We start from the raw sequence: 17108 nt of genomic DNA on the forward strand, positions 1-17108 counted from the left end.
TGAGAATTTGGTTGTCAAGAACATGGTCAAGAACCACCACCTGGCGAAAAGTATTTCCGATGCGGGTTGGGGCGAGTTCCTTGCCATGCTCTGCTGCAAAGCGGAAGAGGCTGGCAGCAGGGTTGTCAAGGTAAACCCTTCCGGTACTTCGCAGGAATGCAGCCAATGCGGGAAAACTGTATCTAAAGACTTATCTGTTAGGATGCACCGGTGCCCTCACTGCGGTCTGGTGCTTGACCGGGACGTAAATGCAGCCCGGAATATACTAAAAAGAGCTTTGGAAGCAGCATAATAGCTTCCCTACCGTGGGAACCACGGAACGTTATGCCTGTGGAGCTAACCCGTCAGGGTTACGATGAAGCAGGAAACCTACGAATTCGTTTCGTCCAGGAAGCCCCTTCCTGAGCGGAGCGAAGGGAGGGGTAGTTCACTACGCTGAGAAGGGGTAAATTAATGTTTCCGGTGAGTGCAAGTAAAAAAGTACAGCAGGCATGGAAGTTGGCTTTAGGTTTAATAGTGGGCGCGCTGTGCGGTTTGGCGGTGTACGGCTTTATATGGTTGTTGGATTTTTTCACCAGCGTGTTTTTTGATTACGGCAAAAACATTTTCGGTTTTACAGCCGATTATTATGTGGTGATACTGCCTGCCCTGGGTGGGTTAATAGTGGGCCCGCTGGTATACTTTCTGGCCAAGGAGGCCAGGGGGCACGGTGTACCGGAAGTAATGGAAGACGTGGCCTTAAACGGTGGTACTATCCCTGTCAGGGTGGTGGCGGTAAAATCCTTGGCGGCGGCGGTTTGTATTGGTTCCGGCGGTTCCGCCGGCCGGGTGGGACCGATAATTCATATCGGCTCCGGTATCGGCTCGGCAGTGGGACAGTTATTGAAAACATCCCCCCATGTAATGAGGGATTTGGTGGCCTGTGGTGCTGCCGGGGGGGTGGCGGCAACTTTTAACGCCCCCATCGGCGGGGTGATGTTTGCCCTGGAAGTAATACTGGGTGAGTTTGCGGCCACCCACCTGATGATGGTGATTATCTCCTCGGTGACCGCCTCGGTGGTCAGCAGGGCCCTGCTCGGTGATTCGCCCTTTATAACTATGCCCCAATTCACAATGCATACCCCGGTGGAACTGCTGCTGTACGGGTTTTTAGGTGTTGCCGCCGGTGTGTTTTCTTTCCTGTACATCAAAACCTTTTACCGCATAGAAGATCTCTTTAAATCCCTGGATAAAATTCCGGTATATTTTAAACCCGTGATAGGCGGACTGCTGGTGGGGAGCATTGGCCTGTTTTTCCCCCAGGTCTTTGGCGTTGGCTACAATCATATTGAGGATGCCCTGGCGGGGAATATGACGCTGGGTTTAATGGTTTCTTTACTGCTTTTAAAATTGTTGGCCACATCCATAACCCTGGGTTCCGGGGGGTCCGGCGGGGTATTCGCCCCCTCACTGTACCTGGGTGCCATGCTGGGCGGTATCTTTGGCATCATGTTCAACCACTTCTTTCCCAATGTGGCGGTATATCCCATGGCTTACGCGCTGGCGGGAATGGCCGGGGTGCTGGCGGGCAGTTCCTTTGCCCCCATTACCGGCATTATACTGCTGTTTGAGATGAGCAACGATTACCGGTTAATACTGCCTTTAATGATTACCTGTGTAATTAGTTATGTAATCAGCAATACCTTTTCCGGTTACAGCATATATACCACCAAACTGCTGCGCAAGGGCTTGGATTTGGAAGAACTGCGCCGGCCGGATGTATTAAAAGACGTGCTGGTATGTGATGTAATGAACACCAACCCGGAGTCTTTACTGGCCATACATACAGCCATGAGGGCTCTTAAAGAAGTCAATTACAGCCAGCACCAGGGTTTTCCGGTTTTGGATTTAGATGGTACCGTAATGGGTGTGATAACCAGGAAAGAATTGCGCTGGGCCGCACTGGAAGGCCAGGAAAAAACACCCATTCACCGGCTGTTGAAAAGGGAACTGGTTTGCGTGCGGGAGTGTGAACCGCTGAGCAGGGCTGTGTCGCTGATGAGCCGTCACGGGGTGGGAAGACTGCCGGTGGTGGATGAAAATAAACGTTTGCTGGGCATCATCAGCCGCAGCGATGTTATTAAAGCATACGGGAAAATGAACCGGCCGGAAACTTACGATGATGAACAGTTTAACAAATTAGATCAATTGGGTATGTAACCAGGGTTAAAACACCCTGGTTTTTTGCATTATAAGCATAAACCCGTTGAGGAGATGTTGTTAATGACCGGCGCAAAACTGCCTTTATTAAAACCGATGCTGGCCGTAACCGCCGCACCCTTTGATCATTGGGAATATATTTTTGAAATCAAATGGGACGGCTACCGGTGCCTGGCATACCTGGATGGCAATACCGAACTGCGCTCCCGCAATTTAATCAATTTGAGCCCCGGTTTTCCCGAACTGTTGAACCTGCACCGGCAGGCTGCTTCGCTACCTGCCGTATTGGACGGGGAAATAGTAATTTTAAACAACGGGCTGCCCTCCTTCAGTGCCCTGCAGGAAAGGGGAAGATTAGCAGACCCGGGCAGAATAAAACGGGCAGCGGCAAAAATGCCGGCGGTTTATGTGGTTTTTGATGTTTTATATGCCGGCGGAAAACCGGTGCTGAAGGAACCGCTGGCCCGGAGAAAAGAAATTTTATCCGCTGTAGTGCCCGGCGGAAAAAACATTATCATTTCCGACTACGTCAGGGAAGAAGGGCGAGCGTTTTTTCAAGCCTGTGCCGGGCGGGGGCTGGAAGGAGTGGTGGCCAAGCGATTGAACAGCCCCTATCTGCCGGGTAAACGCTCTGCCCACTGGAAAAAGATACGCCGCACCAGGTCGGCGGAACTGGTGATATGCGGCTATGAACCGGGCCGGGGCGGTGCATTGGGTTCGCTGATACTGGGGGGATACAAAGACGGGGAGCTGGTATACCAGGGGAAGGTGGGCACCGGCTTCACCCGGCGGGAACAGCAGGAATTAATAAGCATGTTAAACAAACTGGTGGTAAAAAAACCGCCTCTAAAGGTGCCTAAATCCGAGCAAAGGCATCCTGTATGGGTAAAGCCGCAGCTGGTATGTGAGGTGCATTATACCGAAATCACACCGGAGGGCCGCCTGCGTCACCCCAGTTACAAGGGGCTGCGCCGGGACAAAGAAGCTGCCCAATGCAGTGCCGCTGACGGGGGTGATTTTAATGCCCGCTAAAAGCAAAGAAATTATAGTTAATATTGAAGATAAAAAGCTAAAACTTACCAGCTTAGATAAAATCATGTTTCCAAATCACATCACCAAGGGGGAGGTAATTAAATATTACTACGATATGGCAGAGGTATTACTTCCCCATATCCGGCAGAGGCCGCTGGTGATGAAGCGTTACCCGGAGGGTATCTATGGGGATTACTTCTATCAAAAAGAATGCCCCGCGCATGCCCCGGAATGGGTGCGGACCTTTGCCATCTCCCACGGGGGTAAAAAGGTAAACTACGTTGTTTGCGACAACCTGCCCACATTAATTTGGCTGGTCAACCTGGGCTGCCTGGAAATACACGCCTGGACATCCCGGGTAAGCAGTATAGAATGTCCGGATACAGCGGTGATGGACCTGGACCCAGCCCCGGGAACCGAATTTGCCGATGTATTAAAAGCGGCCATTTTGGTAAAACAAGCCTTAAAAGAGTTCGGTTTAAAGAGCTATCCCAAAACCTCCGGTTCCCGGGGCATACATTTGTTTGTACCTATAGCACCTAAACATTCCTTTGCAGATGTTACCAAAGCTATGAAATATATAGCGGAAATTATAGAAAAAATTTACCCCGCTAAATGCACCACCGAAAGGGCGGTGGAAAAGCGGGGTTCCAAAATATACCTGGATTACCTGCAGAACGCCAGGGGCAGAACAATGGCCTGGCAGTACAGCTTGCGCCCCAAACCGGGTGCCCCGGTGTCTGCCCCGTTGATATGGGAAGAAGTTGAAAGGGGAAACATAGACCCGGGAAATTTTAATATCCGAACCATTTTCCAGCGGCTGCAGTTATATGGGGACCTGTATGCCCAAATATTCAATACCGGGCAAAATTTAGATAATATTTTAAAATTGGTATAGACAACCAAAGAATATAACATGTAGAATGAAGAATGCAAATGCTGCCGGGTTCAGCAGGATAACATTTTTCAGGATAGATGGACGACAAGTTTCGCTAAAAATAACTTTGGCTGCCGGCAGGAAAAACCTGTTGTTTCCAGAAATGCCTAATGCAATTGCCTTTTTTAGTTCTGTATCTGTGGGGTGATGGCTTTTGGACCGCAGGTTTTACTGGCTGGGATGGCAGCTGCTGCTGCCCGGTGTTGGTAAGCGGGTTTGGCAGATTATTAATTACTTTGGCGGCCCCCAAAATGCCTGGCAGGCCGGCGAGGCTGAACTGCTGGAAGTTCCCGGTATTACCCCGGTGATGGCCGGGGGCCTGGTGTGGAGACGTTCCAAAATAAACTTTGAACAAGAATTGGAACAGCTTCACAAACAGCGGATAAATTTTATAACCTATGAGGATGAGAATTACCCCCAGCTTTTAAAAGAAATTTTTGACCCGCCGCCGGTTTTATTTGTGCGGGGCAGCCTGGATAAATTAGATTATAGTGTGGCTTTGGTGGGTACCCGGAGGGCCACCGCCTATGGACGGACCGCGGCCCAGCGGTTGGCGGCGGAACTGGCGGAATACAATGTTGCCGTGGTCAGCGGCATGGCCAGGGGCATAGACAGTGCGGCCCACCGGGGCGCCCTAAGTGCCGGGGGGGTTACCGTGGCTGTTTTGGGATGCGGCCTGGATGTGGTGTACCCGCCGGAAAACGGCAGGCTGATGGATGAAATCATACAAAATGGTGCAGTGATTAGCGAATTTCCCCTGGGTTCTCCCCCGGAAGCATGGCATTTTCCATCCCGCAACCGGATTATCAGCGGCCTGTCAAAGGTGGTTGTGGTGGTAGAGGCAGCTGAAAAAAGCGGCGCGCTGATTACCGCAGACCTGGCACTGGAACAGGGGCGGGAGGTTATGGCGGTACCCGGCAGTATATACAGCAAAATGAGTAAAGGACCGCTGGGACTGTTAAAGCAGGGGGCGAGGCCGGTTACCGGGGCGGCGGACATTTTGAATGAACTGGGTTTAGAAGAGCTGTTTAACGATGTCCAAGACCGGGGCCGGCATAAATTTAAATTGAGCCCTGCGGAGCAAAAAGTGTATGAAATGTTAAGGGGAGACCCGCTGCATTTGGAAGAACTGATTCAAAGGTTGAACTTCCCTTCCCAGGAAATAATGGCCGCGTTGATGTTTTTGGAAGTAAAGGGCTTAATTAAAAAAATGCCCGGTAGAATGTATGCGGCGGTTGATTCCGGGCAACAGTTCTAAATATATAAACATTACGGTAGATTTAAAAATAAGATTTAAAATAACGGTGAGAGCCGACGGCTCTGGAATGCACCGAACTTGTCTTGTATAGGGGTGTATTATCAATTGGCAAAAACCATAGTTATCGTTGAATCTCCTGCTAAAGCTAAAAGTATTGGTAAATTTTTAGGCAGGAATTACAAGGTTAAGGCTTCAATGGGGCACGTGCGTGATTTGCCCAAAAGCCAGTTTGGCGTGGATGTGGAAAATAATTTTACTCCCAAATATATCACCATCCGCGGCAAAGGTGACGTGATTAAAGAATTAAAAGCGGCGGTTAAAAAAGCGGACCGTGTGCTGCTGGCTGCCGACCCCGACCGGGAGGGTGAGGCCATTGCCTGGCATCTGCAAAAGGTGCTGGGAATCAGCGAAGATATGCCCTGCCGGATTGAATTTAATGAGATTACCAAAAGCGCCATTCAAAATGCGGTAAAAAAGCCGCGAATCATTAATAAAAATTTAATCAACGCCCAGCAGGCCAGACGGATTTTAGACCGCCTGGTGGGTTACAACCTCAGTCCCCTGCTGTGGCGGAAGGTTAAAAAGGGTTTATCTGCCGGCAGAGTACAATCGGTGGCGGTGCGTATGATTGTAGACCGGGAAGAAGAAATAAATGCCTTTGTGCCGGAAGAGTACTGGTCGCTGACGGCGAAGTTCTCCAAACCGGGGCAGGGCAGTTTTGAAGCCAAATTAAACAAATATAAAAACCAAAAGATTGAAATTAAAAGCAGAGAACAAATGGAGCAGGTGCTGGAGGATTTAAAGGGCAAAGAACCGGTAGTGGAAAAGATTACCCGGAAGGAAAAACAGCGTCGACCCGCTCCGCCCTTTACCACCAGTTCACTGCAGCAGGAAGCGTACCGCAAGCTCAACTTTACCGCCCGCAAAACCATGGTGGTGGCCCAGCAGCTTTACGAGGGGCTGGAAATTGGTGAAGAAGGGCTTACCGGTCTGATAACTTATATTCGTACCGATTCCAAGCGGGTGTCTGAAACGGCCAAGGAAGATGCTAAACGGTTAATACTGGAGCGTTTTGGCCCCGCCTACGTTCCAAAGAAAGTAAAGCAGGTCAAAGAAAAAAAGGAAGGCAGGGTACAGGATGCTCACGAAGCTATCAGGCCTTCATATGTGCATTTAGATCCGCTGTCTATAAAAGAATATCTGACCAGAGATCAGTACAGGTTGTATAAACTGATTTGGTCCCGTTTTGTGGCCAGTCAAATGGCGCCGGCGGTAATGGATACCACCGCTTTGGATATTAAAGCCGGTGCGTACAGCTTCCGGGCCAGCGGCTCGGTGATTAAATTTCCCGGTTTTATGCAGGTATACACCGAAGATGGTGATGAAAAGAAGAATGAGGGGGAAGGCCTGCTGCCGGAATTAAGTGAAGGTGACAGGTTAGAGATCAAAAAGCTTGATCCTAAGCAGCACTTTACCCAGCCGCCGCCGCGCTATACTGATGCATCACTGGTTAAAGCGCTGGAAGAGCAGGGAATCGGCCGTCCCAGCACTTATGCTCCCATTGTGGAAACAATTCAAAAGCGCGGGTATGTGGTGCGTGAAAACAAACAATTTTATCCCACAGAATTAGGTACAATAGTGGTTGAATTGTTAAAGGAGTACTTTCCCGATATTATTAACGTGGAATTTACCGCTGAAATGGAAGAAAATCTGGATAAAATTGAAGAAGGAGATTTAGACTGGGTTAAAGTATTAAGGGAATTTTACAATCCTTTTGTCAAAACGCTGGAAAAGGCGGAAGCGGCCATAGGTAAGGTAGAAATAGAAGATGAAGTAACCAGCGAGGTTTGCGAGCAGTGCGGACGCAATATGGTTATAAAATTCGGCCGGTACGGGAAATTTTTAGCCTGTCCCGGTTTTCCGGAATGCCGTTTTACCAAGCCGCTGTTGGAACCCACCGGGGTAAAATGTCCCCGGTGTGATGGCGACATAGTGCTGCGCCGCAGTAAAAAGGGACGCAAGTTTTACGGGTGCAGCAACTATCCCCAGTGTGAGTTTATGAGCTGGGATCAACCGGTGAAAGAGAAATGCCCCCGGTGCGGGGGGCTGATGGTAAAAAAGAATACCCGGGGCAAAGAGCCTTACCTTAAATGTATTAATGACCAGTGTGCCTATAAAATTAAAGCCCGGGTGGAAGATGCCGGCACCGGTAACCGGCATGATAAATCAGAACTAAAACCGGCTGGGATAAATGCATCAACAGAATTTTCGGCACAGGAGTTGTAATAGCAGATGGAAAATAAACCAGTTACAGTTATAGGTGCCGGGCTGGCCGGGTCAGAGGCTGCATGGCAGCTGGCCCGGCGCGGCATTCCGGTGCGTTTGTATGAAATGCGCCCGGGAAAAAAATCCCCGGCCCATCATACTGCCAATTTTGCCGAACTGGTTTGCAGCAACTCGCTGCGGGCCAGTGCCTTAACCAATGCGGTGGGCTTGTTAAAAGAAGAAATGCGCCGCTTGGATTCATTAATAATGAGCAGTGCAGACAGCAGCCGGGTGCCGGCAGGCGGGGCGCTGGCGGTGGATAGAGAGGGCTTTTCCCGCCGTGTTACATCGGCTTTGGAAGAGCATCCCCTGGTGGAGGTGATTCGGCAGGAGGTATCACAGATACCCCGGGAAGGCATTACCATTATAGCCACAGGGCCGCTGACCTCTGACAGCCTGGCCGAAGATATCAAGGGCTTAACCGGCAGTGACTACCTGTATTTTTATGATGCAGCAGCTCCCATTGTAACGTTGGAATCATTAAATACCAGTGTGATTTTTCGCTCCTCACGGTACGGAAAGGGTGAAGCGGCATATTTAAACTGCCCCATGTCCGAAGAGGAGTATAACGTTTTTTATGAGGCTTTAATCAATGCCGAAAGAGCTCCGTTAAAGGAATTTGAAAAAGAAGTGCATTTTGAAGGCTGCATGCCGGTGGAAGCTCTGGCTGCCAGGGGTAGGGAAACCCTGCTCTACGGCCCGCTTAAGCCGGTGGGGTTGACTGACCCGCGCACCGGCAAACGTCCTTTTGCGGTGGTACAGCTGCGGCAGGACAATGCGGAGGGCACATTATATAATATGGTAGGATTCCAGACCAACCTTAAGTGGGGAGAGCAGAAAAGGGTATTCAGGTTGATACCGGGAATGGAAGAAGCAGAAATTGTACGTTACGGTGTAATGCATAGAAATACCTACATTAATTCTCCGGTACTGCTTAATCCCACCCTGCAGTTTAAGAAAAGGCCGCACCTGTTTTTTGCCGGTCAAATAACCGGGGTAGAGGGGTATGTGGAATCCGCTGCCGCCGGCCTGGTGGCAGGTATTAATGCCGCCCGGTTGGTGTTAAACAAACAGCTGCTGGTGTTTCCTAAAGATACCGCCCACGGCGCGCTGCTGCACTACATTACCACTGCTGACCCGAAAAAATTTCAACCGATGAACATTACCTTTGGATTGCTGCCGCCGCTGGAAAAGAAAATAAAAAATAAGAAACTGCGCAATGAAACCCTTGCCCGGCGGGCCTTGGACAGTTTATCCAATTATATTAAGGATGCTGAAGTGTAGTGTACCATTATATTGATGAATTTTTACTTTATTTAAAACTGGAAAAAAACTGCTCCCCCCGGACGCTGGAAGAATATCAAAAGGATATTTTTCAAGGGGTGGATTTTTTTGCTCAGCTGTTGGGTAAGAAAGACGCGGCGTTAAAACCATGGGATATCGATCACCGCGTGATGCGCAGTTACCTGGCTCATTTGCAGTCCGCCGGCATGGCGCGCACCAGTGTGGCCAGGAAACTGGCGGCCTGGCGTTCCTTTTATAATTTCTTAAGCCGGGAAGAGGTGATAACCCAAAACCCTCTAACCCGGGTGGCAACACCGAAGATGCAGAAAAAACTGCCGCGGTTTTTTTATCCCGAAGAAATAATAAAACTTTTAGAGGCGCCGGGGAATACGCCGCTGGGCCTGCGGGACAAAGCGATGTTGGAAACCATTTATGCCAGCGGTTTAAGGGTCAGTGAGTTAACGGCGTTAAATGTAAATGATGTTGATTTGTTTGGCGGGTACGTCAGAGTTTTAGGTAAAGGGTCGCGGGAGCGGGTGGTGCCGCTGGGATCATATGCCGTTGATGCCTTAAATAAATATATTAATACCGGCCGTTCCCGGCTGGCAAGTAGAAATAAGCTGACGGGCGATTTAAGCGGGGCATTGTTTTTAAATTACCGGGGTGAAAGGTTAAGTGCCCGGGGGGTACGAAAAATACTGGATAAATACCTGCGGCAGGTAAGTATAAAACGTGGTGCCAGTCCCCATACAATCAGGCATACCTTTGCCACCCACCTGCTGGAAAGGGGGGCGGATTTACGTACAGTGCAGGAACTGCTGGGGCACGTACGATTGGCCACCACCCAGATATATACCCATGTGACCAAAGAAAAAATTAAAGAGGTTTATAACAAAACCCATCCCAGATCATGAATTTTGTCGATAATTATTGTCAATAAGTGTTTAAAATAATATAATAAGTAATTGTTAAAAGAAAGGGAAGATAAACATGTTTCATGCTACTACAATTGTAGCGGTAAAAAGCGGTTCGAAAGTGGCCATAGCCGGGGATGGCCAGGTTACCTTCGGAGACCGGACTATTTTTAAACAAAAAGCCAAGAAGGTTCGCCGGTTATACAAGGGGAAGGTAGTGGCGGGTTTTGCCGGGTCGGTGGCTGATGCCTTCACGCTGTTTGAAAAATTTGAGGCTAAGTTGGAAGAATTTCACGGCAATATACTGCGGGCGGCGGTGGAACTGGCCAAGGAATGGCGTTTAGACCGTATGCTGCGCAGGTTGGAAGCACTGCTGATTGTGGCCAATGATGAACATCTGTTAATTATCTCCGGCAATGGAGAGGTAATAGAGCCGGACGACGGTGTTGCGGCCATTGGCAGCGGCGGCAGTTATGCGCTGGCTGCTGCCCGGGTACTGGTGAAGCACAGCGGGCTGAGTCCGAAGGAAGTTGTTGTGGAAGCTTTGAATACTGCTGCCGATATCTGTGTGTACACCAACCACAATATTGTGGTGGAAGAATTATAAGGGGGGCCGGTATATTGTGGAATCCTTAACACCGCGTCAAATAGTAGCTGAGCTGGATAAATATATTGTTGGCCAAACAGAAGCTAAAAAGGCAGTGGCCATAGCTCTGCGCAATCGCTATAGAAGAAGCAGGCTGCCGGAAGAAATGATGGATGAGGTTGTCCCAAAAAATATTTTAATGATTGGTCCCACCGGTGTGGGAAAGACAGAAATTGCCCGCCGGCTGGCAAGGTTGGTAAAAGCCCCGTTTGTAAAGGTGGAGGTAACCAAGTTTACTGAGGTTGGATACGTGGGACGGGATGTGGAATCCATCGTCAGGGATTTGGTGGAAACCAGCATCCGTATGGTGCGCCAGGAAAAAATGGCAGAAGTGGAAGACAAAGCCAAGAAAATGGCGGAAGAGCGCATTGTAGAACTGCTGGCACCAATGCCCCAGAAAAGCACCGCTGTTAAAAATCCTTTTGAAATGCTGTTTGGTGCAGCCAATCAAAATTCCAATCAAGAGAATGACCTGCATAAACAAATGGAGAGCAGGATAAAGTTTGAACGGGAAACGCTGCGGGAGAAGCTGCAGCGGGGGGAACTGGAAGACGAGTACCTGGAAATAGAGGTTGAAGAAAACAAGCCCCCCATGCTGGAGGTATTTACCGGATCCGGCACCGAAGAATTGGGAATAAATATAAAAGACATGTTTGATGGAATTCTTCCCACTAAAAAACGCAGGCGTAAGGTTACAGTAAAAGAGGCGCGTAAAATTTTAACCCAACAGGAAGCACAGAAACTTATTGACATGGATGAAGTGGCAGCCCAAGCTGTAAAACGGGCGGAGGAACAGGGCATTATATTTTTAGATGAGATTGATAAAATTGCCGTTAAGGAATACAGCCAGGGCCCTGATGTTTCCAGGGGCGGTGTGCAGAGGGATATTCTGCCCATTGTGGAAGGCTCAACTGTAATGACTAAATACGGCCCGGTAAAAACCGATCACGTGCTGTTTATAGCTGCCGGTGCATTTCACGTGGCTAAACCGTCAGATTTAATACCTGAGCTGCAGGGGCGTTTTCCCATCCGGGTTGAACTGCAAAGTTTGTCTAAAGAAAACTTTGTGCAGATTCTCACGGAACCTCAAAATGCCTTGATTAAACAGTACAAAGCACTATTGGCCACCGAAGGTATTAGTATTGAATTTTCAAAAAATTCTCTTGAAGAAATTGCTCAAATAGCGTATACTGTAAATGAGCAAACGGAGAACATAGGTGCCCGCAGATTGCAAACCATAATGGAAAAACTGCTGGAGGATATTTTATTTGAGGCACCTGAAATGGGTGAGAAAACCATAGCCATCGACCGGGATTACGTGCAAAGTAAGCTCGTCGAAGTGGTAGCAGATGAAGATTTAACGCGATACATTCTATAGCAAACAGGGAGGGTTATATTAGATGAAAAACCTGCTTGAAAGAACCCGGGCGATTAACAGCCTGTTACAAAAATCGGCCGGCTATCCGGTGGATTATACAGAAATAGCCACTGTTCTTTCGGAAAATATTGAGTCTAACGTTTATATTATTGACAGGCGCGGGCGGGCGCTGGGTTACTGCTTTATGGAGAAATTTGACTGCGATATTATGAAGGATATTGTTGAAGGCAGCAACCGGTTTCCCGAGGATTACAACAACCACCTGTTAAAAATTGATGAAACCCATGCTAATTTCTGCCAAAGGAATAACGCCTGCGTGTTTTTTGAAGATGAGAGCTGCCGTCACAGCAACAAGGTAACCACCGTTGTACCTATTTTGGGTGCCGGCTCACGCCTTGGCACGCTGGTTTTAGCCAAGTACAATGAAAGCTTTACCGATGAGGATCTTATTTTGGCGGAGTACGGTGCCACCGTTGTGGCCATGGAAATACTGCGGGCCCGTGCCGACCGTATGGAAGAAGAGGCCCGTAAGAAGGCCGCTGTGCAGATTGCCCTGGGCACCCTATCCTACAGTGAATTAGATGCGGTGCAGCACATCTTTAAACAGCTGGATGGCGATGAGGGTGTGCTGGTGGCCAGTAAGATTGCCGACCGGGTTGGCATCACCCGCTCGGTGATTGTGAATGCACTGCGCAAGTTTGAAAGTGCCGGGGTGATTGAATCCAAGTCCCTGGGGATGAAGGGTACTTACATTAGGGTTCTTAACGACCGGTTATTGGAAGAACTGGATAAAATGAAGTAAAACCACAGTTTACGTAAACTGTGGTTTTCTTTTCCAACCAGTAAAGAATTTTGCCCGGATTATTCGGCAGCACTTGCTTTAAATAACGTATTATGCTATTATTCTTCTTGGTGTTAAGTACACACGCTGCCGGATGTTTTGCAGGGGTGCCGCGGTGTAATGCTGCGGTCCTGCAAAAGGATGACGGCATCGGAGGTTTAAAACCAGCGGGAGAGGAGGTGTAGCAGCTGTGGCGGTAATTTCCATGAAGCAGTTGTTGGAAGCAGGTGTGCACTTTGGTCATCAGACCAGACGTTGGAACCCCAAGATGGCTCCGTATATTTTTACTGACCGCAATGGGATTTACATTATTGACCTGCAGAAAACTGTACAAAAAGTAGAAGAAGCATACAACTTTGTTAAAGATACAGTGGCCAACGGCGGAACAATTATGTTTGTTGGTACCAAAAAGCAGGCCCAGGAATCAATTCGCGAGGAAGCGGAGCGCTGCGATATGTTCTATGTTAACCAGCGTTGGTTGGGTGGTATGCTGACAAACTTCCAAACCATTCGCCGTCGTGTGGACAGGTTGCATGAATTAGAGCGGATGGAAGAAGAAGGTGTGCTGGAGCAGCTGCCCAAGAAGGAAGTGGCCGAGCTTTTACATGAAAAAGAGCGGTTGAACAAATTTTTGGGCGGTATTAAAAACATGAAGCGTCTTCCCGATGCTTTATTTGTGGTTGATCCGCGTAAAGAGCGTATTGCAGTGGCTGAGGCACGCAAACTGAATATTCCCATCGTTGCCATCGTAGATACCAACTGTGATCCAGACGAAATAGACTACGTGATACCCGGTAACGACGACGCTATTCGTGCAGTAAGATTGCTTTGCAGCAAAATGGCTGACGCCGTTTTAGAGGGTAAACAAGGCGAGCAGGTGAACGAATAGTAATACATTAAGGGTGGGGGGCGTCTGCTTACGGGTTCTCCCTACCCTTTTTGTATGTTTGCAGGCGGAATTTAATGGTTATAATGCAAAATAAAACAAAGTGGGGGGATTTTTATGGCCGACATTTCTGCAAAAATGGTAAAAGAACTGCGTGAGCGTACCGGAGCAGGTATGATGGACTGCAAAAAAGCCCTGCAGGAAACAAATGGGGATATGGATAAAGCGGTGGATTATCTGCGGGAAAAAGGGTTATCAAAGGCAGCTAAAAAAGCTGGCCGGGTAACTGCTGAAGGATTAGTTGAATCATACATACATGGTAACGGACGTATTGGAGTGCTGGTAGAGGTTAACTGTGAAACCGACTTTGTGGCCAAAAACGAAGAGTTTAAAGCGCTGGTGAAAGACATAGCAATGCAGATTGCTGCAGCCAAGCCGGAGTATGTAAGACGGGAAGAAGTACCGGAAGAAGTAGTTGCTAAAGAAAAAGAAGTTCTGAAGGCTCAGGCATTAAATGAAGGGAAGCCGGAGCATATTGTGGAAAAAATGGTACAGGGCAGGCTGGATAAATTCTTTAAAGAAATTTGCCTGTTAGAGCAGCCCTTTATTAAAGATCCCGATATCACCGTACAGCAGCTGGTTACCGAAAAAATTGCCAAAATCGGTGAAAACATTTCCATTCGCCGCTTTACCCGCTATGAGCTGGGTGAAGGGATAGAAAAGAAAAAGGAAAACTTTGCAGAAGAAGTAATGGCACAAATCAATAAGTAATATCTGTAAATTTAAAAAAGGACTTTGAAAATTTTTGTAGAATATACTGACTGGAGGTTACGCCGTCGCATGACTCCTAAATATAGGCGAGTGGTATTAAAACTTTCCGGCGAATCTTTGGCCGGGGACAAGGGTTATGGTATTGACCCGCAAGTGGCATACTCTATAGCAGAGCAGATTAAAGAAGTTATAGAGATGAGAGTGCAGTTGGCCATTGTGGTTGGGGGCGGCAATATCTGGCGTGGCGTGGCCGGAAGTGCCAAAGGTATGGACAGGGCTGCTGCCGACTATATGGGTATGCTGGCCACAGTTATTAATGCCCTGGCATTACAGGATGCTTTAGAAAAAATCGGGGTAGATACCAGGGTACAAACGGCAATTGAAATGAAAGCGGTGGCCGAGGCATACATTAGGCGTAGGGCTATGCGGCACCTGGAAAAGGGTCGGGTAGTTATATTTGGGGCAGGTACGGGTAACCCGTATTTCTCCACAGATACCACTGCCGCGTTAAGGGCAGCGGAAATTGAAGCGGAAGCCATATTGATGGCCAAGCGAGTGGATGGGGTTTATACCGATGACCCGCTGAAAAATGCCGATGCTAAAAAGTATGACCGCTTGACTTACATTGAAGTGCTGAATAAAGGGCTTCAGGTAATGGATGCAACGGCCACTTCTTTGTGTATGGACAACAACATTCCATTATATGTCTTCAACATAACTAGGAAGGGAAATATAAAAAGAGTCATACTGGGTGAAAAAATAGGTACTTATGTAGGGGGGGGAGCGAATGATTAACGATATCATGAAAGATGCCGAAGAGCGGATGAAAAAAAGTGTGGAAGTTACAAAGAGTGAATTTGCCAGTTTGAGGGCTGGCAGAGCCACCCCTGCTTTACTGGATAAGATCCAGGTGGATTACTATGGTACACCTACACCGATAAACCAGTTGGCGAATATTTCTGTACCGGAACCCCGGCTTTTGGTAATACAGCCTTGGGATAAATCGGTAATACCGGAAATTGAAAAAAGCATCCAAAAATCAGACTTGGGCATTAATCCTACCAACGATGGTACGGTGGTAAGGTTGACCGTTCCCCAGCTTACCGAAGAGCGCCGTGCCGAGCTGGTTAAAGTGGTTAAGAAAAAGGCTGAGGAAGGCCGGGTGGCTGTTCGTAACGTACGTCGGGAAGCTATTGATGAGTTGAAAACAGCACAAAAGGAAGGCCTGATTTCTGAAGATGAATTAAAACGCGGTCAGGATTCCGTACAAAAACTTACCGATAAATATGTAAAAGAGATTGATGAGCTGCTGGCCGCTAAAGAAAAGGATATCATGCAGGTATAAAGGCCATGGCATTACCGGATGTGCTGGGTATGGGTCTTGATGCGGCTGTGAAGCAGCTGCAGTCTGACGGATGGCGTGTGAATATAAAATATACTAACTCCCCATTTCCTGCTGTAAGAGGGGTAGCAAGGGTTGTACGATTGGACACGGTAAAAGACGACACCGTTTTTTTAACTGCAGTATATGAACTAGGCAGGGAAGGGGGTGTGGATGATAGCATACGTAATTACCGATGAATGTCTCGCCTGCGGAACATGTATGGAGTCCTGCCCCGTCAATGCAATAGTGGAAGGCAGTATATACAGCATTGACACCGAACGCTGTGAAAATTGCGGTACTTGCATTGACGCCTGCCCCATTGGAGCGATTATTGAAGAATAATGAAATACCCCCTCGTTTACGAGGGGGTTGTTTCTTAGCTAAGGCTCCCGCCGCGTCAGGACTTGGCGTGAGCCAAGTTTTCTAATGGGAGATGAGCATAGTGATTAAGAAACTGTTTAGTTTTTGGCAAAAAGAGGACGGAGTAAAAGATGCAGACCGTTTAATGCAGGCTATTGATAGGGAACGGCTGCCCAAACACATTGCCATTATTATGGACGGCAACGGTCGCTGGGCACAGAGACGGGGCATGCCCAGGCCGTACGGCCACAAAGCCGGTGTGGAGTCACTGCGTGACATTGTTAAAGTATGCAATCAGTTAAAAATACCTGTACTTACTGTTTATGCTTTTTCCACCGAAAACTGGAAGCGCCCCAGGGAAGAAGTGAATGCTTTAATGGACCTGCTGGTGCAGTATGTGTATCAGGAAATAGATGATTTAGATCAAAATAAAGTACAGGTCCGGGCCATCGGCAGAATACATAAATTACCTGAAAAATGCCGCCGGGCGGTGGCTTTTGCCCGGGAAAGAACTGCTGATAACGACGGCTTGATTTTTAACCTGGCCTTAAACTACGGGGGCCGCTCAGAACTGGTTGATGCCACCAGGGCCATTGCCAAAAAGGTACTGGCGCAGCAAATATCTGTAGAAAATATAGACGAGCAGTTAATTTCATCTCATCTTTATACTGCCGGTTTGCCCGATCCGGACCTTTTAATCAGGCCTTCAGGCGACTTTCGAATTTCTAATTTTTTAATCTGGCAGTTAGCTTACACGGAATTTTGGCTTACCGATGTTATGTGGCCGGATTTTCGCCGGGAAGATCTGCTGCGGGCCATATGCGATTATCAAAATCGCGAGCGAAGATTTGGCGGCCTAAAAAGGGGAAACAATAAACGATAAGAAGTTAAAT

General features: G+C 48.2%; 18 protein-coding genes. All 18 read left to right on the forward strand.

The window, feature by feature from the left end:
• Positions 1 to 292: RNA-guided endonuclease InsQ/TnpB family protein (locus JOC37_RS03835; protein ID WP_204616261.1), on the forward strand; the 292-nt coding region annotated here is incomplete at its 5' end.
• 161 nt (positions 293 to 453) lie between these two features.
• A complete protein-coding gene (locus tag JOC37_RS03840; RefSeq protein WP_204616263.1) occupies positions 454 to 2199 on the forward strand; it encodes a chloride channel protein in 1746 nt (581 codons plus the stop codon).
• Positions 2200 to 2262: 63 nt separating this feature from the next.
• Positions 2263 to 3231 (forward strand): non-homologous end-joining DNA ligase, encoded by a 969-nt coding sequence (gene ligD / locus JOC37_RS03845; protein WP_204616264.1) that lies wholly within the window; start codon positions 2263 to 2265, stop codon positions 3229 to 3231.
• The gene (gene ligD / locus JOC37_RS03850) at positions 3221 to 4129 is read left to right on the forward strand and encodes a non-homologous end-joining DNA ligase (RefSeq protein ID WP_204616266.1); all 909 of its coding nucleotides are present in this window, start codon (positions 3221 to 3223) and stop codon (positions 4127 to 4129) included. The genes ligD (JOC37_RS03845) and ligD (JOC37_RS03850) overlap by 11 nt, the downstream gene beginning before the upstream one ends.
• Before the next feature lie 193 nt (positions 4130 to 4322).
• Entirely contained in the window at positions 4323 to 5426 is a 1104-nt protein-coding gene (gene dprA, locus JOC37_RS03855; protein ID WP_204616274.1) for a DNA-processing protein DprA, read from the forward strand.
• A 105-nt stretch (positions 5427 to 5531) separates the two neighbouring features.
• Positions 5532 to 7712 carry a type I DNA topoisomerase gene (topA, locus tag JOC37_RS03860; protein WP_204616276.1) on the forward strand — a complete coding sequence of 727 codons (2181 nt, stop codon included), beginning with the start codon at positions 5532 to 5534 and terminating at the stop codon, positions 7710 to 7712.
• Positions 7713 to 7718: 6 nt separating this feature from the next.
• Entirely contained in the window at positions 7719 to 9035 is a 1317-nt protein-coding gene (gene trmFO, locus JOC37_RS03865) for an FADH(2)-oxidizing methylenetetrahydrofolate--tRNA-(uracil(54)-C(5))-methyltransferase TrmFO (protein ID WP_204616278.1), read from the forward strand.
• The gene (xerC, locus tag JOC37_RS03870) at positions 9035 to 9949 is read left to right on the forward strand and encodes a tyrosine recombinase XerC (protein WP_204616280.1); all 915 of its coding nucleotides are present in this window, start codon (positions 9035 to 9037) and stop codon (positions 9947 to 9949) included. Before trmFO ends, xerC begins: the two co-directional genes overlap by 1 nt.
• 76 nt (positions 9950 to 10025) lie before the next feature.
• Positions 10026 to 10556 carry an ATP-dependent protease subunit HslV gene (gene hslV, locus JOC37_RS03875; protein ID WP_207754890.1) on the forward strand — a complete coding sequence of 177 codons (531 nt, stop codon included), beginning with the start codon at positions 10026 to 10028 and terminating at the stop codon, positions 10554 to 10556.
• Between the two features lie 16 nt (positions 10557 to 10572).
• Entirely contained in the window at positions 10573 to 11973 is a 1401-nt protein-coding gene (gene hslU, locus JOC37_RS03880; protein ID WP_204616282.1) for an ATP-dependent protease ATPase subunit HslU, read from the forward strand.
• A 22-nt stretch (positions 11974 to 11995) separates the two neighbouring features.
• Positions 11996 to 12775: a GTP-sensing pleiotropic transcriptional regulator CodY gene (gene codY / locus JOC37_RS03885; RefSeq protein ID WP_204616289.1), complete on the forward strand. Its 780-nt coding sequence runs from the start codon at positions 11996 to 11998 to the stop codon at positions 12773 to 12775.
• A 229-nt stretch (positions 12776 to 13004) separates the two neighbouring features.
• Positions 13005 to 13703: a 30S ribosomal protein S2 gene (rpsB, locus tag JOC37_RS03890; RefSeq protein WP_204616291.1), complete on the forward strand. Its 699-nt coding sequence runs from the start codon at positions 13005 to 13007 to the stop codon at positions 13701 to 13703.
• A 114-nt stretch (positions 13704 to 13817) separates the two neighbouring features.
• Complete coding sequence (tsf, locus tag JOC37_RS03895) at positions 13818 to 14471, forward strand: translation elongation factor Ts (RefSeq protein ID WP_204616293.1); 654 nt, start codon at positions 13818 to 13820, stop codon at positions 14469 to 14471.
• A gap of 69 nt (positions 14472 to 14540) precedes the next feature.
• On the forward strand, positions 14541 to 15266 hold the full coding sequence (gene pyrH / locus JOC37_RS03900) for a UMP kinase (protein WP_204616295.1): 726 nt from the start codon (positions 14541 to 14543) through the stop codon (positions 15264 to 15266).
• Positions 15259 to 15816 carry a ribosome recycling factor gene (frr, locus tag JOC37_RS03905; RefSeq protein WP_204616296.1) on the forward strand — a complete coding sequence of 186 codons (558 nt, stop codon included), beginning with the start codon at positions 15259 to 15261 and terminating at the stop codon, positions 15814 to 15816. The genes pyrH and frr overlap by 8 nt, the downstream gene beginning before the upstream one ends.
• Positions 15817 to 15821: 5 nt before the next feature.
• Positions 15822 to 16052, forward strand: a complete 231-nt coding sequence (locus tag JOC37_RS03910) for a PASTA domain-containing protein (RefSeq protein WP_204616298.1) — start codon at positions 15822 to 15824, stop codon at positions 16050 to 16052.
• The gene (locus tag JOC37_RS03915) at positions 16030 to 16197 is read left to right on the forward strand and encodes a 4Fe-4S binding protein (protein ID WP_204616496.1); all 168 of its coding nucleotides are present in this window, start codon (positions 16030 to 16032) and stop codon (positions 16195 to 16197) included. Before JOC37_RS03910 ends, JOC37_RS03915 begins: the two co-directional genes overlap by 23 nt.
• Positions 16198 to 16297: 100 nt before the next feature.
• The gene (locus tag JOC37_RS03920) at positions 16298 to 17098 is read left to right on the forward strand and encodes an isoprenyl transferase (protein WP_204616300.1); all 801 of its coding nucleotides are present in this window, start codon (positions 16298 to 16300) and stop codon (positions 17096 to 17098) included.
• Positions 17099 to 17108: the final 10 nt, after the last annotated feature.

Origin of the sequence: Desulforadius tongensis (genome assembly GCF_016907915.1) — a bacterium.
Classification (GTDB): domain Bacteria; phylum Bacillota; class Desulfotomaculia; order Desulfotomaculales; family Desulfohalotomaculaceae; genus Desulforadius; species Desulforadius tongensis.